The following is a 17,225-nucleotide window of genomic DNA, read 5'->3' on the forward strand; positions in this document are numbered from 1 at the left end:
GGGCTGCGGGGACGGCAGGGGGTCCGGCAGGGGGCCTTCCGGGGTGGTCACAGCAACTCCTCGAACGGTGAGGGCACCTGGGCGTTCACCGAACTGATCAGTGCGTTGAGGTCGATGCGGACGAGGTCGACGTCGGCGATGCGCAGGGTGACGTCCCCCGTGATCACCACGCCGCCGGCGAGCAGCCGGTCGAGCAGGTCCACGAGGGCGACCTCGCGGCGTTCCACTACGGTCACGATGTCGCGGCCTCCCCTGCGAACGAATAGGCCGCCCAGGGCCCGGTGAGCTCCACCCGCAGCCCCGGCGCCTCGCCCTTCGTCCGGTCCACCAGCTCCACGAACTCCTCGGAATGCGCGCGCGGTACGAGATAGGCCGCGTTCAGCACGTTCCGGCCGGACGCCTTGGACAGCGCGGGGTTCTGCGGGGCGTGCAGCCGGGCATCCTCGGCGAAGCCGGACAGCTCCTCGTGCAGCCGGGTCGAGAAGCTCTCGGCCCGCTGCCACATGTCCTCGTGCGACTTCGTCTGCCTCCGCCGCTGCATCAGGTAGTCCCGGCCCGACGCCGGCTTCTGCGCCGGCCGGGCGGTCTCCTGCGGTTCGGACTCGGCGTACACCTTGACGCCCCACTCGACGCGGCCCTCCAGCCGGTCGAGCGTGCTGGAGAACTCGTCCTCGCGGGCCTCGATCATGCTCCGCACACCGCTGTCGTCGTGGAAGACGGTGCCCAGGCGCAGCGGCAGCGGCGTCGTGACGGTGGTGAGCGCGTCGATCACGCCCTGGTGGGCGCGGGCCGTCGCGGTGAGCCAGTCCAGGTCCTCCAGGTGGGCCCGGAGCGGCTCCTCCGCGAAGTCCTGCTCCGGGACGTGGCTGACCACCGCGACGAGCCCCCGGTGGGGCAGCGCCCGGGGCGGGTCTCCCGCCACCCCCGTCAACTGGGCCTGAAGCGGTGTCCCGAAGGGGCGGCAGACGGCGTAGACGTACCGCAGTCCGGTCACGGTGCCTCCTTCTTCTCCGCCCGGCCGGGCTCCAGTTCCTCCAGCCGGGCCAGCCTCTCGCGCAACTCGGCGTTCTCACGGGCGAGTTCGTCTCGGCGGGCCCGGGAGGACAGGGCGGGGTCGGTCTCCCACCAGTCGATGCCCATCTCCTTGGCCTTGTCCACCGAGGCGACGATCAAGCGCAGCTTGATCGTGAGGAGTTCGATGTCGAGCAGGTTGATGCGGATGTCGCCCGCGATGACGATGCCCTTGTCCAGCACCCTCTCCAGGATGTCGGCGAGGTTGGCGCCGCTGGCCTGGCCGTAGGGTTCGGGCATCCTGCTGGGCGTCGTCATCGCCGGCTCCCACCCGTGGCACGCTCGTCCTCGGGCTCGTCCTCGTACTCGTCGTCCTCGTACTCGTCCGCCGGCTCGTCGTCCTCCTCGGGCCGCTCGTCCTCGTCCTCGTACTCGTCGTCCTCGTCGTAGTCCTCGTCGTCCTCTTCGCCGTCCTCCTGGCCCTCCTGGTCCTCCTCGTCCTCGTACTCGCCCTCGGGCTGCTCCTCGTCGTCCTCCTCGTCCTCGGACTCGTCGTCGTACTCGTCCTCGGGACGGTCGTCGTCCTCGGACTCGTCCTCGTCCTCGTACTCGCCCTCGGGCTCGTCGTCCTGCGAGGCCTCGCCCTCGGCACCGTCGTCCTCGGACTCGTCCTCGGACTCCTCCTGGGACTCGGACTCCTCCTCCTCGGCGACGGCGTCCTCGTGGCTCTTGACGACGTCTCCGTCGCGGATCTCACCGCGCCAGCCGTCCTCCGCCTCGCCCTTGATGGTGATGAACCGGACGAAGTTCTTGAGGTCGAGCCGGGCACGGCGGCCCTGGGCGCGCCAGATGTTGCCGGTCTTCTCGAAGAGGCCGGACGGGTAGTACTCGATGACCAGCAGGACCCGGGTCAGGTTGTCGGTGAGCCGGTGGAAGGAGACGACGCCCTTCGTGGTGCCCTTGGCCCCCTCCGACGTCCACGCGATGCGGTCGTCGGGGATCTGCTCGGTGGTCTTCGCCTTCCAGCTGCGGTTGGACCACCAGATCTTCGCCTGCCAGTCGGAGTGGGTGTCGTCGTCGCGGCTCGCGCTCTTGACGCCCTTGGCGAAGGTGCTGAAGTCCTGGTACTGCGTCCACTGGTCGTAGGCGGTGCGCAGGGGCACGCCCACGTCGATGTGCTCGATGATGACGGTGGGCTTGTTGCCGGAGCGGCCCTTGCCCTTCTTGCCGCCGCCGCCGAGGTTCTTGAAGGCGCCGGTGACCTTGTCCTTGAGGTGGGAACCGCCGGTCTCCAGCGCGGCGCGCACCGGCCCCTTGCCCTCGGCGAGCTTGCGGCCGCCGGACAGGGCGAGCTTGCCGAGGCCGGGGCTGTTGCCCTCGGCGATGTCGTTCAGCTTGCCGGTGGTCTCGCCGAGCTTGCGGCCCACACCGGTCAGCATCCGGGTGGCCTGCGCGGCGAAGTACTCCTGCACCTCCGCCTTCAGCCGGTCGGCGGCCTCGCTGTGGGCCACGTCGGCGAGCGGGTTCTTCGACGATCCGTTCGCGGCGGACTTCGCCGATCCGAGGGTGTCGGTCATTCGTCACCGCCTCCCTTCGGCTGCCGGGAGCGGCTGCCGCCGGCCCCCGTGGCCGTCTTCCTCGCGGACGAGGTCTTCTTCGACGCCGTCTTGCGGGCCGCCGCCGTCTTCTTCGCGGGGGCCTTCTTGGCGGGGGCCTTCCTGGCCGCCTTCTTGGCCGGCGCCTTCTTGGCCGGGGCCTTCTTTGCCTTCGGCTCCTCGTCCTCCTCGCCGTCGGAGTCCTCGGGCTCCTCGCCCTCGTGCTCCTCCTCGTCGTAGGCGTCGTCCGCGTCCTCGTCCTCGTCGCGGCGCCCGCCGCCGGTCAGCTGCTCGCGCATCTGGGCGGTACGGCCGTGCAGCCGGTCGGCCAGCGCGTCGAGCTGCCGCTCGACCAGGGCGCCGGAGGCGGCCTTGCCGACCCCCTGGAGCTCGCCCCGCAGCTGGTCGCCGATCTCCTTGAACTGCGGATTGTTCTTCAGCTGCTGCTGGACCAGGTCCGCGATCATGCGCGGACTCAGATTCAGCTTCTTGCCGGCCACCAGTCCGCCGACGGCCATCGCCATCTTGAGCTTCTTGGTCCGGCCGAGGAGGTATCCGGCCCCCACGGCGAGACCCAGTCCCGTTCGGTTCATCGTGTCGTCCCGTTGCCTGTTCCCGCGCCTCGGCGCGAAGCGATCTCCAGCCGGTCGAGGAGTTCGTCCTCCTGCCGGTCGAACTCCTCCTCCGTGATCTCCCCGGCCTCCAGCTGCTCCTCCAGACGGGCCAGCTCGGCCCGGATCGTCGCGGGGTCGTAGTAGATCCGCTCGGCCTCCTGGACGACCTGCTTGATGGCCCAGGCGCTGCCGCGTGCCGGTGCGAGCGGCAGCAGCAGCACCTCAGAGATCAGGCCCACGTCGTCACCCCGCTCCGGTGTCCGTACCGCCCGCCGCGGTGCCCGCCGGCTCGGACGGCCCGGGCTCGACGAAGCTGTACGGCGGCAGCGGGCCGTTGACCCGCACCTCCAGGTGCGGCATGTCCTTGCGCACCCGCTCGACCGCGGCCAGGAACGCATCCGCCGCGTCCCGGTCCACCAGGTACGACACGTTCGCCAGCCAGCCGGTGGACTCGGGGCCCACGCTGACGTCGTCGGCGACCCCGTCCAGAGCGCGCTCCACCGCGGCCCCGTCCTCGGCCTCCCTGGCCTTGACCGCGGCGGCGACCATCTCGCCGAGACGGATCTTGTCGTCGTAACTTCCGCCGCCCGCCTGCCGGTTGGCCTCGGCCAGGCCGCGGATGTCCGGGCTCTCGGCCATCACCTGGTGCAGGACGGCCTCTTCGACGTGGTTGGCCTTGACGTTGTACTCGACCCGGTTGTCCAGGGCCTGGAGCCGCTCCTTGTAGTGCTCGGCCCGCTCGGCGAGCACCGAGGTCACGGAGTGGTCGTCCGGGGCGACGCTCCCGAACCGCATGGGGAGCACGCAGCCGGCCGCACCCGCCTCGCTGAGCACGTTCTGGTGGGCGAGCAGGTCCTTGCGCTTGGGCCGCAGGTTCTCGGGCGCCTCGCTCACGATGGCCGCCAGGTCGCCCTCGCGCAGGATGCGCACCTCGCGGGGCGGGTCACCGACACCGCCCATGCCCTCCGGGAGGGCCGGGTGCGAGCTCGCCGCGATGCCGTAGACGTAGGTGCTCACTCCTGCTCCTCCTTCCGGCGGGACGCCGTCTTGCGGGCCCGCGGACGCGATTCGGACTCACTCTCGCCGCGCCCCTGCTTGAAGGCGTCGGAGATGGTCTCGGCGGCGCCGGACAGCGCCCCCTTGGACTTGCCGCGGGCGCCGGACTCGGTGATCTCGCCGACCAGGTCGGGCAGTCCCGGGTCCTTGCGCGGACCGGCCTCGAGGTCGAGCCGGTTGCACGCCTCCGCGAAGCGCAGATAGGTGTCGACGCTGGCGACGACGACGCGGACGTCGATCTTGAGGATTTCGATGCCGACCAGGGAGACGCGCACGAATGCGTCGATGACGAGCCCCCTGTCCAGAACGAGTTCGAGCACGTCGTAGAGACCGCTGCTGCCGCCTCCGCCGCCGGACTGCTGTGCCGGTACGACAGTCATGCCGGGTGTTCCTCCTCGTGTTCGGGTACGGGTCGGTGCGGGCGGCCTAGCGGCCGCCTCCCCTGCGGGCGTCGGAACGGCCGCGTTCGTAGCGCCTCACGCGCTTGTAACCCGTCAGCTGCCCCTCGGGGTCGAGCTCCACCTGGTAGCTCGCCATCAGGCTCATCGTGTCGGGCACCCGCTCGAGTTCGAGAACCTCGACCTCCAGCGACCAGCCCTCCTCCGTCTTCTCGAAGGACGACACGGACTCGGCCTCCATGCCGGTGAGCTCGGCGAGCTGGCCGCGCGCCTCGCGCAGCACCTCCATGGGGCTCGGCCCCTTGCGGGTTGTCTGGTTGTCGCTCGACCTGCTGGTCGACCTGCTCGTCGACCTTCTGGTCTTCCGGGGTTCGCGGGAGTCCTGCGACTCCTGTGAATCCTGTGACTCTTGAGTGTTTTTTGTGTTCGACATGGCCACCTCCCCCTCCGTGTGGCCGCAAGCCTGTTCGCCAAACCTCTCAGGACACATGCATCTGCCACCCGACGGGCGGCGGGGAGTCCGGGCTCCTCAGCGGCGCAGGGCCTCCAGCCTGCGGCGGGCCGGTCCCAGCGCCCGGCCGCGGTCCAGCAGCCCGGACCACGGGTCGGTGCGGGCCTGCTCCACGGCGTCGGCGATGGTGAAGCGCCGGGCGGTGAGGGCGGGGTCGTCCAGCTGATCCCAGGTGACGGGGGTGGCCACGGGTGCACCCGGGCGGGGCCGGACGGTGTAGGGCGCGACGGCCGTCTGGGCGTAGGCGTTGCGCTGGATGTCGAGGTAGAGCCGCTCGCCGCGGTCCTTCTTGCGGGCGGCGGTGGTGAGCCGGTCGGGGTGGGCGTCGGCGAGGGTGTCGGCGACGTCCCGGGCGAAGGCGCGCACCTCGTCGCAGGCGTGCCGCCCGTTCAGCGGCACGATCACGTGCAGCCCGCGCGAGCCGGTGGTCATCAGGGCCGAGGGCAGCTTCAGGGCGTCCAGCAGTTCCCCGAGCAGCCGGGCGGCCTCGCGGACGGCCTCGAAGTCGTCCCCGGAGGGGTCCAGGTCGAAGACCATCCGGTCGGGGTGGTCGGGGCGGGCGGCCCGGGACAGCCACCGGTGCAGGGTGATGCTCGCCTGGTCGGCCAGGTACAGGAGGGTGGCGGTGTCGTCGCACACGGTGTGGCACACCGTGCCGCCCTCCTTGGCCAGCTCGGTCCGGGTGATCCAGTCCGGGTAGTGGTCCGGGGTGTTCTTCTGCATGAAGGTGGGCCCGTCGATGCCGTCCGGGTGGCGTTCCAGCATCAGCGGGCGCCCGCGCAGGTGGGGCAGCATGAAGGGCGCGACGGCCCGGTGGTAGTCGACCAGGTCGCCCTTGGTGTACTCCTTGGCGTCGCCGCCGCCGGGGAAGAGCACCTTGTCCGGCCGGTGCACCTCCACCGTGCGGCGGCCCGCCCGCACCGTGCGCGTGCCGTCGGCGCCGCTCACCGCACGACCGCCTCCTCCACCAGCAGCCGCCCGGCGGCCGCGATCGACTCCGCGTCGATGCCGGCGGCGCGCAGCTGCTCCTCCGGGGAGGCCGAGCCCGGCATCGAGCGGACGCCGAGCCGCACCAGGCGGGGTACGGGGCGCCCGTCGGTGAACGCGTCGAGGACCGCGTCGCCGAGGCCGCCCTCGGGGTGGTGGTCCTCGACCGTGACCAGGCAGCCGGTCTCCTCGGCCGCCCGGCGCAGCGTCGCCGCGTCGACGGGCTTGACGGAGTACAGGTCGATCACCCGCACGGCGATGCCCTCCTCGGCCAGGGCGTCGGCCGCGGCCAGTGCCTCGTGCACGGTGACACCGGCGGCGACGAGGGTCATCCGGTCCTCGCCGGAGGAGCGCAGGACCTTGCTGCCGCCGACCGGGAAGTCCTCGTCCGGGCCGTAGATCACCGGGCTCTCGCCGCGTGAGGTGCGCAGGTAGCGCACGCCCTCCAGGCCCGCCATGGCGCCGACGAGCCGCGCGGTCTGGTTGGCGTCGCAGGGGTACAGCACGGTCGAGCCGTGCACGGCCCGCATCATCGCCAGGTCCTCCAGGCCCATCTGGCTCGGCCCGTCCTGGCCGATGGCGACGCCCGCGTGAGAGCCGACGAGGTTGATGCCGGACCCGCTGATGGACGCCATGCGGATGAAGTCGTACGCGCGGGTCAGGAAGGCCGCGAACGTGGTGGCGTAGGGCACCCAGCCGCGGGCGGCGAGGCCCACCGCGGAGGCGACCAGCTGCTGCTCGGCGATGTAGCACTCGAAGTAGCGCTCGGGGTGCTCCTTGGCGAAGAACTCGGCCCGGGTGGAGTCGCCGACCTCGCCGTCCAGGGCGACGACGTCGCCGCGGCCGGTGCCGAGGGCGGCCAGGGCCTCACCGAAGGCGTTGCGGGTGGCGACGTCCTCGCCCTTGTCCCACGTGGGCAGCTCGAAGTCGCCGGTGTGGACGGAGTGCAGCATGCGGGCGGCGGCCGGCTCGCGCACCTGGATGCGCAGGTCCCGGGGGCCGCCGAGTTCGGCGATGGCGTCCTCGGCCTCCGCCAGCGGCTTGCCGTGCAGGCCCTCGCGGTCCTGGACCGCCTCGACGCCCTTGCCCTTGAGGGTGCGGGCGAGGATCGCGGTGGGCTGGCCCTGGGTCGAGGCGGCCTCCGCGCAGGCCCGGTCGATGGCGTCCACGTCGTGGCCGTCGATCTCGACGGTGTGCCAGCCGAAGGCCTGGAAGCGGCGGGCGTAGGCGTCCAGGTCGTGGCCGTGCCGGGTGGCGCCGCGCTGGCCGAGGCGGTTGACGTCGACGATCACGGTGAGGTTGTCCAGGCGCTCGTACCCGGCGTGCTCGGCGGCCTCCCACACGGACCCCTCGGCCAGCTCGCTGTCACCGCACATCACCCAGGTGCGGTAGTCGGCGTGGTCCAGGCGCTTGCCGGCCAGCGCGATGCCGACGCCGACGGGCAGGCCCTGGCCGAGCGAGCCGGTGGCCGTCTCCACCCAGGGGAGCCGCTGGGGGGTGGGGTGGCCTTCGAGGCGGCTGCCGAGCTTGCGGAAGGTGAGCAGTTCCTCGTCGTCGATGGCCCCGGTCGCCTTGTACGCGGCATACAGCAGCGGGGAGGCGTGCCCCTTGGAGAGCACGAAACGGTCGTTGCCGGGGTGGGCCGGGCGGTCGAAGTCGTAGCGGAAGTGGTGTGCGAACAGGACGGCCATCAGGTCGGCGGCGGACATCGAGGAGGTCGGATGTCCGGAGCCCGCCGCGGCGGCGGCGCGGATGCTGTCGACGCGCAGCTGCTGTCCGAGGTCGGTGAGTTCACCGGTGTTCATGAGTCCCCTTTCGCGGAGTCGTCCGGGTGGTCGGTGCGCTTGACGGGGCCGGGTGCGGGTCCCGGCCCGGGGGGCGAGCCGGCGACGCCCGGCACCGGCGACGGCCCCCGCCCGGCCGCGCCACCGGGCTGGCTTGCGGCGGTCTCGCCGCCGGGTCGCTTCTTGGCGGGCTCACCGCCGGGCTGGTTCTTCGCGGGCTCACCGCCGGGCTGGTTCCTGGCGGGCTCACCGCCGGGCTGGTTCTTCGCGGGCTCGCCGTCCGTTTCGTGCTCGCCGCCCGGCTGGTTCCTCGTGGGCTCGGCGTCCTGCCGGGCCCCCCGGGGCGCGTCGTCCTTCCGGTCCGGGGACAGGGCCGCTCCCGGTCCGGAGCGGGCGCCCGCCTCCTGCCGCCGGTCGGGGCCGCCCGCGACCCGGGCCACCTCCGGCGAGGACGTGTCCAGTGGCACGGACCAGGACCGTACGAGCCCCAACTGCACGGCCTGCCGCGGCAGCACCGCGTCCAGCAGCCAGTCGGCGGCGACCCGGACACGGTTGCCGGGCATGGCGGCCAGGTGGTAGCCGCGGGTCACCGCCCCGGCCGGGACACCGGACAGCGCCACACCGAGCGGATTGGCGGCGGCCTTGGCCCCGCCCAGGTCGACGACGAAGCCGAGGTCGCGGTGGCGGTAGGCCTTGCGCCGCCCGCCCAGTCCGAGCGACGCGGCGACGTTCTCGGCCGCGACCCTGCCCTGCCGCCAGGCGTGCTGCGCGGTCATCGGCGTGTAGGCACCGGGCTTCTCCAGGTCGGGCACGGCGGCCACGTCACCGCACGAGAACACCTCGGGCCGCCCGGGCACTTGGAGGTGCGGGTCGACGAGCAACCGCCCCTTCTCCGTGGGCAGACCGAGGGATTCCACCAGCGGGTCGGGCCGTACGCCCACGCACCACACCAGGGTGCGCGTCGCGACGGACCGGCCGTCGGTGAGCACGACCCCGTCGTGCGTGGCCTCCTGCACGGACGTGCCCATGCGCACGTCCACGCCCCGCTGCCGCAGCACGCGGTCGGCCGTGGCGGACAGCTTCTCGTCCATCTCCGGCAGCACCCGCGGCGCCACGTCCAGCAGCATCCAGCGCGGCCGCATGCCCCGCCGCAGCGGATGCCGGCGGACCTGCGCGTCGGTGAACATCTGCCCGTGCGCGGCGACCTCGGTGCCGGTGTAGCCCGCGCCGACCACCACGAAGGTGCAGCGCGCGGCGCAGGTCTCCGGGTCGTCGGTGGCGGCGGCCAGTTCCACCTGCCGGGTGACGTGGTCGCGCAGGTACAGCGCCTCGGGCAGCCCCCGGAAGCCGTGCGCGTGCTCGGCGACACCGGGGATCGGCAGGAGCTTGTTGACGCTGCCCGCGGTGAGCACCAGCCGGTCGTAGGCGAGCGTCCCTTCCTCGTCCTCGGGGCCGGTGTAGTGCAGCGTGCGCCCGTCGAGGTCGATCCGGTCGGCCTGGCCCAGCACCAGCCGCACGTCGCGCAGGGTGTCGGAGAGGGAGACCGTGACCCGGCGCGGTTCGAGGATCCCGGCGGCGACCTGGGGCAGCAGGGGCAGGTACAGGAAGTAGTCGGTGGGGTTGAGCAGGGTGAGGTGCGCCCGGCCCCGGGTGAGCCGGGACAGGGTGCGGGCCGTGCGGTACCCGGCGAAACCGGCACCGACGATCACGATGCGGGGTCGACTCACGGTTCGCTCGCCTCCGGCGCTGTCGCATGGCTCGGGAGACTTCCGCGTCCCCCTGGGCAGAACGCCCAAACGTCCGCCCGCCCCGGCGCAGCCACCCGGCGCCGGTTTCCGGTCCCGCCGCCGGGTACCCGGTGCGGGATACGGACCGGCGACGTCGCGGAGGCACTCCCCCATGCCCGAATACGGTTACTTCCTCTCGTGCGAGCAGTACGGCCCGGCCGAGCTGATCGAGCAGGCGCGGATGGCCGAGCAGGCCGGTTTCCAGGCGCTGTGGATCTCGGACCACTACCACCCGTGGAACGACGAGCAGGGCCAGAGCCCGTTCGTCTGGTCGGTGATCGGCGCACTGTCCGAGGCGGTGTCGCTGCCGATCCAGACGGCCGTGACCTGCCCGACCGTGCGGATGCACCCGGCGGTGGTGGCGCAGGCCGCCGCGACCAGCGCGGTGATGACCGGCAACCGCTTCCGGCTCGGCGTCGGCTCCGGCGAGGCGCTCAACGAGCACATCCTCGGCGACCACTGGCCCCCGGCCCACGTGCGCCTCGAGATGCTGGAGGAGGCCATCCAGGTGATGCGCCGGCTGTTCACCGGCGAGGAGGTCAACCACCACGGCCCGCACTACACCGTGGAGAACGCCCGCCTGTACACGGTCCCGGACGAGCCGGTCCCGATCGACATCTCCGGCTTCGGGCCGGCGGCGACGAAGCTGGCCGCCCGCGTCGGCGACGGCTACATCTCGGTCATGCCCGACGAGGCGATGGTGGAGCAGTACCGCAAGGGCGGGGGCGGCGGGAAGCTGGTCAGCGGCGGCACCAAGGTCTGCTACGGCACCGACAAGGAGGAGGCCGTGCGCACGGTGCACCGGCTCTGGGCGAACGAGCAGCTGCCCGGGGAGCTGGGCCAGGTGCTGCCCTCGCCCAAGCACTTCGAGCAGGCGCAGCAGCTCGTCACCGAGGACATGGTGCGCGCGAACCGGGTGTGCGGCGACGACGTGGACGAGCACGTGGCGGAGCTGAAGCAGTTCGCCGACGCGGGCTACGACATGATCTACGTCAACCAGATCGGCCCGGACATGCGCGGCTTCTTCGACTTCTACCGCACGAAGGTGCTGCCGCAGCTCCAGTCCGCCTGACGCCCGCGCGGCGGGGACGGCACCCATGGGCCGTCCCCGCCGCGCGGTGTGGACGCACCGCCGCGTCAGGCCCGGGTGCCGGGGACGTCGGGGTCGTGCGCCGGCCGCGGGGGCACCACCCCGGGGACGGGCGCGGCCGGCGGCACGGGCGGAGCGCCGGCGGCCGGGCGGCCGGAGCCCGGGTGGGAGGGGCCCGGGTGGGAGGCGCCCGGGCGGGAGGGGCGGGCCATGCCGCGCAGCACGAACGCCGCGACCGCGAGGATCACGGCGGTGATCAGCGCGGCGGTCCAGTCGGGCAGGCCGAGGGCGAGGGCCAGGCCCACGGCGAGCGCCAGGGCGGCGCCCGCGTAGAGGGCGAGGGCGCCGGACGCGGCGTAGAGGGCTGCCTTGCGGCGCTGCTTGCGCGTCTGCTCGCGCAGTTCCTCACGCACGGTCTCGCGCGCCACCTGGGCCAGTTCGTCGACCAGGTGCTTGTCCAGATGCTCCAGGTGATCCAACGGCTTCATGCCCCTTCGGGTACCCGCGCCCCGGCCGCTCACGTCGGGCCGTGCCGCCCCGCGGGGAGATCGTGTGGAGCGATCTCCCCGCGCGGGCGGCCCAACTAGGCTCATGGGCATGGAGATTCTGGGTGCCACACTGCGTGTCTGCGTCGACGACCTCGAGACCGCGATCCCGTTCTACGAGCGCCTGGCGGGCGGCACGGCCCAGCGCTTCGAGCGGGGCGGTGTCCACGTGGCCGCGGTCGGCTGCTTCTTGTTGATGAGCGGTCCGCCGGCCGAGCTGGAGGTGCTGCGCAAGGTCGCCGCGACGATCGCCGTGCGGGACGTCGAGGAGACCCACCGGGTGCTGACCGGCCTGGGCGCGCACATCGTCGCGGGCCCCCTGTCCTCCCCGGCGGGCCGCAATCTGATCGCGCTGCATCCGGACGGCTCGGTCTACGAGTACGTGGACCGCCGGGTGTGATCCGGCTGCCGCGCCGCCCGGCCCCCTCGCTCAGTGCCGTCCGGACTCGCGGGCCGTCTCGGCGGTGAGCGCCCAGCGCTGGTGGTCGCGCCAGGCCCCGTCCACGAACAGCATCCTCGGCGAGAAGCCCTCCAGGCGGAACCCGCAGGCCCGGGCCAGGGCGATCGACGGGGCGTTCAGGGGCTGGACGTTGATCTCCAGCCGGTGCAGCCGCATCGGGCCGAACGCGTACGCCACGACCAGGCCGAGGCCCTCGGTCATCAGCCCGCGTCCGGCGGCGTGCGCGAAGGCCCCGTAGCCGAGGGCCCCGGACCGGAAGCCGCCCTGGACGATGTTGTTGACGTTGACGAACCCGCCGATGGCCCCGTCGCCCTTCTCGCACACGAGGAAGCCGACCCTGGTGGGGTCCTCGATCAGCCGGTCGGCGTACGCCGCGTACGCGCGGGCCGTGTCGGGCGGAAAGAGCCAGGGGTGGTGCAGGTCCTTGCTCTCCCGCGCGCGGGCGGTGAACTCGGCGCCGTCGTCGTGGGTGAAGTGGCGGATCCCCACCCGGGGGCCCTCGGCGAGGTAGCGGGATGCGTGGTGCGGCACCCCGCCACAGTAACCGCGTGGGTGGCGCCCGTTCAGGACGTGACGGCCGGCAGCCGCAGGACGCCGGCGTCGCCGGGTGCGCCGACCACTGTCACGGGCTTGGTCCCCCGGTTGCCGAAGTAGGCGTCGTCGCTCGCGGCGAGCACGAAGCGCAGCCGGTGCCCGGTCGCGTAGCGGTGCACGATGCCGGGGAGGGTGACCGTGAAGCTGCGCGTCACGTCCGGTACGCGGACCGGGGCGACCAGGCGGTGCACCAGGGTGCGGGTGCCGTCGGGGGCGATGTCGTAGACCTTGGCGAACAGCACCAGCTTGCCGGCCGCGTCGGCGGAGCCCTGGGTGCGCTCGGCCTGCGGGGAGTGCACCCTGAGCGTGGCCCGGGGGGCGCCGACGACGTCGAGGGGCCGGGTCAGCGGCGCGCTGGTCCAGGCGAGGTGGGTGCCCCTGGTGTCACGCGGCGGGCCGTCGCGCAGTCCCAGGAGCCCGGCGAGGGAGCTCTCCGAATGGGACGTGGGGATGGGCCAGTTGGTGTAGCGGCGGGTGCCGGGGACGACGTCGCCGCGGCGGTCGACGAGTCTGCCGTCGCCGGAGAGGTACAGGGTGCGGGTGAGCCCGGGGAGGCGGTCGGCGCCGGCGTAGGCGCGGTCCGGGTCGGTGATCCAGTCACGGCGGTAGGCGAAGGCGGGGCCGGTGTCGGTGTGTGTCTGCCGGCGCAGGTGGCGGTCGAACCAGGAGAGGACGCGCCGGCCGACGTAACTGGCCTCCAGGTCGCCGCCGGAGAGGTCGAGTTCGCCGCTGCCCGGGCCGGTGAGTCCGCCGCTGTGTCCCCAGGACTGCCAGATCATCTTGACGGGGGTGCCCTGTGCCCGCAGGGTCCGGTAGGTCGCCGTGGCCTCGTTGAGGTTGAACAGGGTGTCGGCCTGGCCCTGGACGAGCAGGGTGGGGGTGCGCACGCGGTGCAGGTACGACACCGGGGAGACGCGGCGTGCGAAGGCGAGCAGTTCGGCGGTGCGGTCCGCGGGGTAGCGCCCGGAGTTGAGGGTGTGGATCGTGCGGCAGGCCTCGGTGACGAAGTGCAGGCAGGTCAGGGAGTTGACGCGGGAGGGGTCGAGGCTCGACTGGAGCAGCGGCTGGCCCTCCCCGATGAGGTAGAAGCCGTTGGTCCACTGCCACTTGAAGGCGCCGGGGACGTCCGGGGCGCCGACGGCGTTGTTGGGGGCGAGGGAGTACGCCAGGTCGTGCCAGGTGATCATCGGCACGAGTGCGTCGAGGCGGTGGTCGACGGCGGCGGTCGCGAGCTGGACGGCGCCGCCGTAGGAACCGCCGATCATGCCGACGCGGGGGTCGCCGGGGGCGTCGAGGGTGACGAAGTCGGCGGTGGTGCCGTCGTCGGCGGTGCGCTCGCCCGCGAGGAAGTCGACGAGGTGGGAGGCGGCGACGCCGTCGATGTCCGGGTCGTCGAGGGAGACGAGGCAGCCGCTGCGGCCGAACCCGAGCCCGGAGTAGACGAGGGAGACGTAGCCGCGCGAGGCGAAGGCCTTGCCGATGCTGTCCGTCGAGCCGTCCGACTTGCTGCCGCCGAATCCGTTCGTGCCGAGCACGGCGGGTGCCGGGTGGTCCCGGTCGGTTCCGGTGGGCCGGTACAGGTCGGCGTCCACCGCGCAGGACCGGTCCCCGGCCCGGACGGTGAACCGCAGCGGCGTGACGGTGTAGGGGTCGGCCGCGGCGGCGGGGGGCGCGAGGACCAGCGGGGCGGCGAGGGCGGCGCCCAGGGCGAGGGCGAGCGGTGCGCGGAACCTGGGCGCGCGTCGGGACACACGGACCTCCACGGTGGGGGGCGGCGACACCCGGCCAATGGGATACCGACCAGTAGGTACCGGTCGGTTGTCATGGTGTGACACGTGTCAGGAGGCGTCAATCACCGAAACGAGGGTTTCTCGACGGCATGTCGGCAGCGGCCCGCGTCAGCCCAGGGCCGGCGCGTCGAGCGTCAACGTCCCGGCGTCGGCGTCCAGTTCGGCCGCCACGCCGAGCGGCAGGGTCAGCGCGCCCTCGCCGTGGCCGAACCCGAACTCCTCCACGACGGGGACGCCGAGCCCGCCGAGCCGGTCCCGCAGGACCGTCCGCACGTCCTCGTACGGGCCGCAGGCCTCCCAGGAGCCCAGCAGGATCCCCGTGGTGCCGTCCAGCCAGCCCGTGCGCAGGAGTTGGGTCAGGTACCGGTCCAGCCGGTAAGGGCTCTCGGCCACGTCCTCCAGCAGCAGCAGTCCGCCCCGGGCGCCGGGCCGGGCGTGCGGGGTGCCGAGGTCGCCGGCGAGCAGACTGAGGCAGCCGCCCAGCGTGACGCCCCGGGCCCGGCCGGGCACCAGCGTCCGGCCGCCCGGGGGCACGGCGCTGATCGTCCGCACGGACTCCGGCTCGAAGAGCGTGGCCCGCAGGTGCTCCTGCGCCCGGGCGTGCTTGAGGAAGTCCACCCCGGCCGCGGCGGGTCCGTACAGGGTCACCAGGTGCAGACGGGTGGCGAAGGCCTGGTGCAGGACGGTGACGTCGCTGAACCCGGCGAACACCTTCGGTCCCGCCGCCCGCAGGGCGTCCCAGTCGACGAGGTCGACCATGCGCTGGGCGCCGTAACCGCCCCGGGCGCAGAACACCGCAGCGACGGCCGGATCGCACCAGGCGTGTTCGAGGTCGGCGGCGCGCTGTTCGTCCGTGGCGGCCAGATAGCCCAGGGTGCGGTGCCGACCGAGCACATGGGGCGCCACGACGGGGTCGAGGTCCCAGCCGCGCAGGATGTCCAGCCCGGCCTGCAACCGCTCCTCGGGCACCGGCCCGCTGGGGGCCACGACGGCCACGCGGGCGCCGGGGACGAGCCGGGGCGGTCGGACGAGCGCTCTCACCGGTCGAGCTCCAGGGTCGGGATGCCGGGCGGGTGCAGCCCGAACACCTGGGCGTACAAGGACAGTTCCGCCTCCAGGGCGCGCACCATGGTGTCCGCCCGGCGGAATCCGTGGCCCTCCCCCTCGAAGGTGAGGTAGGCGTGCGGCACTCTCCGGCCCGCGAGCCGGGCCAGGAACCGCTCGCACTGGACGGGCGGGCAGATCACGTCGTCCAGGCCCTGCAGGAGCAGGAACGGCGCGGTGAGGCGGTCGGCGTGGGCGGCGGGCGACCGCTCCGCGTAGCGGGCGGGCACCTCGGCGAGCGGCCCGATGAGGCCCTCCAGGTAGTGCGACTCGAAGTCGTGGGTCTCCCCGCTGCCCCAGCCGGCGAGGTCGAGGATGGGGTACTTGATGGTGCCGCAGGCGTAGACGCCGGTCGTGGTGAGTGAGGCGGCCGCGGTCCAGCCGCCCGCGCTGCCGCCCCGTACGGCGAGCCGGCCGCGGTCGGCGGTGCCCTCCTCGGCCAGGGCCAGGGCCACGGCGGCGCAGTCCTCCACGTCCACCACGCCCCACTGCTCGCGCAGCCGCTCCCGGTAGGGGCGGCCGTACCCGGTCGAGCCGCCGTAGTTCACCTCGGCGACGCCGATGCCGCGTGAGGTGAAGTAGGCGATCTCCAGGTCGAGGACCAGCGGGGCACGGCCGGTGGGGCCGCCGTGCGCCCAGACGACGTAGGGCGGCAGTTCGTCGCCGGGCGCGACGCAGCCGGGGTGGTGCGGCGGGTAGACGTGGGCGTGGATGTCGCGCCCGTCGGGCCCGGTGAAGGTGCGGATCTGCGGCTCGGGGTAGTACGCCGGGTCGACGGCGTCGTCGTGCTCGGCGCCGACGACCCGGGCGTGACCGGTGCGGGCGTCGAGTTCCACGACCTCGTGGGCACTGCGCGGGCTGGCCCCGACGGAGACGATCCGGTCGCCGTGGGCGGCGAGGGTGGGGGCGAACTCGGTCCAGGGGCCCGCCGCGTCCACGACTTCGCCGGTCTCCGGGTCGAGGACGCCGAGCGCCGTGGCGCCGCGGCCGTGCACGACGGCGATCAGCCCGCTCTCCAGCGGGGCGAACCAGCGCGACCCGAGCTTCCACAGCGGGCCGCCGAACTCCTCCTCGCGCGGGCACACCGGCTCGCCGTCGAGGTAGAGGTTCCACCAGCCGGTGCGGTCGCTCGCGTGGAGCAGCCGCCCGTCGTGGGTGAAGCACGCCTGGGGCACCGACTCGCCCGGTCCGCCGGCCACGGTCCGGGGTGCGTGCAGGGTGCCGTCCTCGCCGACGTCGGCGAGGACCAGTTCGGTGCCGTCCCACGGCATGCGCGGGTGGTCCCAGCCGATCCAGGCCGCCCGCCGCCCGTCCGGGGAGAGCCGCACGCCGGTGACGAACCGGTGGGACGCGCCGGTGAGTTCGCGCACGGCCCGCCGGTCCTCGGCCGCGGAGCCGTCCAGCGGCACGGCGGCCTGCACACGGCGGACGTCCGAGGGGCCGTCACCGGTGAACTCCTCCAGCACGCACCACACTTCGCCCCGCTCGGGCCGCAGCAGCGGCTCGGCCCAGCGCAGCCCGCCGCCCACCGGGGACAGGGGCGTCAGCGGGCGCGGCTCACCGCCGGGTTCCCAGCGGTACAGGCGCTGGTCGGCGAAGTTCACGAAGACCACCAGCGGGCCCTGTTCGCCCGGGTGCGCGGCCCAGGGGTGCCCGCCGTACTCGATGACCCGGCTGCGCACGTTCCACGGCGCGGGCAGCACGGGCTCCTCGCGGCCGTCCGCGTGCCGGCGCACCAGGGTCCGCCGGCCGCCCTCGCTCGGGCGCGGCTCGGTCCACCACACCTCGTCGCCGACGAAGTCCACGTACTCCGGGTGCCCGTCGTGCGCGGCGGCCGTCGCCGCGTCGATGGGCGAGGGCCACGCCCCGTACGCCAGCGTCCGCACCGTCTCCCCCACT

19 protein-coding genes are annotated in these 17,225 nt (G+C 73.4%); 2 read left to right on the forward strand and 17 right to left on the reverse strand.

What is annotated here, in order from left to right:
* Nucleotides 1-47: 47 nt before the first annotated feature.
* From ACH4C6_RS17540 to ACH4C6_RS17595, 12 genes are all read right to left on the reverse strand, one after another.
* On the reverse strand, nucleotides 48-236 hold the full coding sequence (locus tag ACH4C6_RS17540) for a gas vesicle protein (RefSeq protein ID WP_029181094.1): 189 nt from the start codon (nucleotides 234-236) through the stop codon (nucleotides 48-50).
* Nucleotides 233-994 carry a GvpL/GvpF family gas vesicle protein gene (locus ACH4C6_RS17545; protein ID WP_398109461.1) on the reverse strand — a complete coding sequence of 254 codons (762 nt, stop codon included), beginning with the start codon at nucleotides 992-994 and terminating at the stop codon, nucleotides 233-235. Before ACH4C6_RS17545 ends, ACH4C6_RS17540 begins: the two co-directional genes overlap by 4 nt.
* Nucleotides 991-1,329: a gas vesicle protein gene (locus ACH4C6_RS17550; RefSeq protein ID WP_311680943.1), complete on the reverse strand. Its 339-nt coding sequence runs from the start codon at nucleotides 1,327-1,329 to the stop codon at nucleotides 991-993. Before ACH4C6_RS17550 ends, ACH4C6_RS17545 begins: the two co-directional genes overlap by 4 nt.
* Nucleotides 1,326-2,588, reverse strand: a complete 1,263-nt coding sequence (locus ACH4C6_RS17555; RefSeq protein WP_398109462.1) for an SRPBCC family protein — start codon at nucleotides 2,586-2,588, stop codon at nucleotides 1,326-1,328. Before ACH4C6_RS17555 ends, ACH4C6_RS17550 begins: the two co-directional genes overlap by 4 nt.
* Nucleotides 2,585-3,199, reverse strand: a complete 615-nt coding sequence (locus tag ACH4C6_RS17560) for a DNA primase (protein ID WP_398109463.1) — start codon at nucleotides 3,197-3,199, stop codon at nucleotides 2,585-2,587. The genes ACH4C6_RS17555 and ACH4C6_RS17560 overlap by 4 nt, the downstream gene beginning before the upstream one ends.
* Nucleotides 3,196-3,459, reverse strand: a complete 264-nt coding sequence (locus ACH4C6_RS17565) for a gas vesicle protein GvpG (protein ID WP_398109464.1) — start codon at nucleotides 3,457-3,459, stop codon at nucleotides 3,196-3,198. The genes ACH4C6_RS17560 and ACH4C6_RS17565 overlap by 4 nt, the downstream gene beginning before the upstream one ends.
* A gap of 4 nt (nucleotides 3,460-3,463) precedes the next feature.
* Nucleotides 3,464-4,237 carry a GvpL/GvpF family gas vesicle protein gene (locus ACH4C6_RS17570; protein ID WP_398109465.1) on the reverse strand — a complete coding sequence of 258 codons (774 nt, stop codon included), beginning with the start codon at nucleotides 4,235-4,237 and terminating at the stop codon, nucleotides 3,464-3,466.
* Complete coding sequence (locus tag ACH4C6_RS17575; protein WP_376324095.1) at nucleotides 4,234-4,656, reverse strand: gas vesicle structural protein GvpA; 423 nt, start codon at nucleotides 4,654-4,656, stop codon at nucleotides 4,234-4,236. The genes ACH4C6_RS17570 and ACH4C6_RS17575 overlap by 4 nt, the downstream gene beginning before the upstream one ends.
* Before the next feature lie 46 nt (nucleotides 4,657-4,702).
* Nucleotides 4,703-5,107 carry a gas vesicle protein gene (locus tag ACH4C6_RS17580; protein WP_398109466.1) on the reverse strand — a complete coding sequence of 135 codons (405 nt, stop codon included), beginning with the start codon at nucleotides 5,105-5,107 and terminating at the stop codon, nucleotides 4,703-4,705.
* A 96-nt stretch (nucleotides 5,108-5,203) separates the two neighbouring features.
* Nucleotides 5,204-6,133 carry a non-homologous end-joining DNA ligase gene (gene ligD, locus ACH4C6_RS17585; protein ID WP_398109467.1) on the reverse strand — a complete coding sequence of 310 codons (930 nt, stop codon included), beginning with the start codon at nucleotides 6,131-6,133 and terminating at the stop codon, nucleotides 5,204-5,206.
* Nucleotides 6,130-7,977: a transketolase gene (locus tag ACH4C6_RS17590; protein ID WP_398109468.1), complete on the reverse strand. Its 1,848-nt coding sequence runs from the start codon at nucleotides 7,975-7,977 to the stop codon at nucleotides 6,130-6,132. Before ACH4C6_RS17590 ends, ligD begins: the two co-directional genes overlap by 4 nt.
* Nucleotides 7,974-9,683 carry an FAD-dependent oxidoreductase gene (locus ACH4C6_RS17595; protein ID WP_398109469.1) on the reverse strand — a complete coding sequence of 570 codons (1,710 nt, stop codon included), beginning with the start codon at nucleotides 9,681-9,683 and terminating at the stop codon, nucleotides 7,974-7,976. Before ACH4C6_RS17595 ends, ACH4C6_RS17590 begins: the two co-directional genes overlap by 4 nt.
* Before the next feature lie 172 nt (nucleotides 9,684-9,855).
* On the opposite strand from ACH4C6_RS17595, the gene ACH4C6_RS17600 reads away from it, so the two are divergent.
* Nucleotides 9,856-10,815 carry an LLM class F420-dependent oxidoreductase gene (locus tag ACH4C6_RS17600; RefSeq protein ID WP_398109470.1) on the forward strand — a complete coding sequence of 320 codons (960 nt, stop codon included), beginning with the start codon at nucleotides 9,856-9,858 and terminating at the stop codon, nucleotides 10,813-10,815.
* Nucleotides 10,816-10,880: 65 nt separating this feature from the next.
* On the opposite strand, the gene ACH4C6_RS17605 is transcribed toward ACH4C6_RS17600, so the two are convergent.
* On the reverse strand, nucleotides 10,881-11,321 hold the full coding sequence (locus ACH4C6_RS17605; RefSeq protein ID WP_398109471.1) for a phage holin family protein: 441 nt from the start codon (nucleotides 11,319-11,321) through the stop codon (nucleotides 10,881-10,883).
* A 109-nt stretch (nucleotides 11,322-11,430) separates the two neighbouring features.
* Here ACH4C6_RS17605 and ACH4C6_RS17610 point away from each other — a divergent pair, with 109 nt between their 5' ends.
* The gene (locus tag ACH4C6_RS17610) at nucleotides 11,431-11,778 is read left to right on the forward strand and encodes a VOC family protein (RefSeq protein ID WP_398109472.1); all 348 of its coding nucleotides are present in this window, start codon (nucleotides 11,431-11,433) and stop codon (nucleotides 11,776-11,778) included.
* A 30-nt stretch (nucleotides 11,779-11,808) separates the two neighbouring features.
* Here the strand turns inward: ACH4C6_RS17610 and ACH4C6_RS17615 are convergent, their stop codons facing one another.
* From ACH4C6_RS17615 to ACH4C6_RS17630, 4 genes are all read right to left on the reverse strand, one after another.
* Nucleotides 11,809-12,369, reverse strand: a complete 561-nt coding sequence (locus tag ACH4C6_RS17615; protein WP_398109473.1) for a GNAT family N-acetyltransferase — start codon at nucleotides 12,367-12,369, stop codon at nucleotides 11,809-11,811.
* A gap of 32 nt (nucleotides 12,370-12,401) precedes the next feature.
* On the reverse strand, nucleotides 12,402-14,183 hold the full coding sequence (locus ACH4C6_RS17620) for a CocE/NonD family hydrolase (RefSeq protein ID WP_398109474.1): 1,782 nt from the start codon (nucleotides 14,181-14,183) through the stop codon (nucleotides 12,402-12,404).
* 147 nt (nucleotides 14,184-14,330) lie between these two features.
* Complete coding sequence (locus ACH4C6_RS17625) at nucleotides 14,331-15,263, reverse strand: LD-carboxypeptidase (protein WP_398109475.1); 933 nt, start codon at nucleotides 15,261-15,263, stop codon at nucleotides 14,331-14,333.
* On the reverse strand, nucleotides 15,260-17,224 hold the full coding sequence (locus ACH4C6_RS17630) for an LpqB family beta-propeller domain-containing protein (RefSeq protein WP_398109476.1): 1,965 nt from the start codon (nucleotides 17,222-17,224) through the stop codon (nucleotides 15,260-15,262). The genes ACH4C6_RS17625 and ACH4C6_RS17630 overlap by 4 nt, the downstream gene beginning before the upstream one ends.
* Nucleotide 17,225 lies beyond the last annotated feature (1 nt).

It is taken from the genome of Streptomyces sp. NPDC017943, from assembly GCF_044328425.1.
Lineage (GTDB): Bacteria > Actinomycetota > Actinomycetes > Streptomycetales > Streptomycetaceae > Streptomyces > Streptomyces djakartensis_A.

Coding starts and splice junctions, on each gene's coding strand:
- ACH4C6_RS17550 (WP_311680943.1), bottom strand. CDS start 1,329: ATGACGACGCCCAGCAGGATGCCCGAACCCTACGGCCAGGCCAGCGGC.
- ACH4C6_RS17555 (WP_398109462.1), bottom strand. CDS start 2,588: ATGACCGACACCCTCGGATCGGCGAAGTCCGCCGCGAACGGATCGTCG.
- ACH4C6_RS17560 (WP_398109463.1), bottom strand. CDS start 3,199: ATGAACCGAACGGGACTGGGTCTCGCCGTGGGGGCCGGATACCTCCTC.
- ACH4C6_RS17575 (WP_376324095.1), bottom strand. CDS start 4,656: ATGACTGTCGTACCGGCACAGCAGTCCGGCGGCGGAGGCGGCAGCAGC.
- ACH4C6_RS17580 (WP_398109466.1), bottom strand. CDS start 5,107: ATGTCGAACACAAAAAACACTCAAGAGTCACAGGATTCACAGGAGTCG.
- ACH4C6_RS17590 (WP_398109468.1), bottom strand. CDS start 7,977: ATGAACACCGGTGAACTCACCGACCTCGGACAGCAGCTGCGCGTCGAC.
- ACH4C6_RS17600 (WP_398109470.1), top strand. CDS start 9,856: ATGCCCGAATACGGTTACTTCCTCTCGTGCGAGCAGTACGGCCCGGCC.
- ACH4C6_RS17605 (WP_398109471.1), bottom strand. CDS start 11,321: ATGAAGCCGTTGGATCACCTGGAGCATCTGGACAAGCACCTGGTCGAC.
- ACH4C6_RS17610 (WP_398109472.1), top strand. CDS start 11,431: ATGGAGATTCTGGGTGCCACACTGCGTGTCTGCGTCGACGACCTCGAG.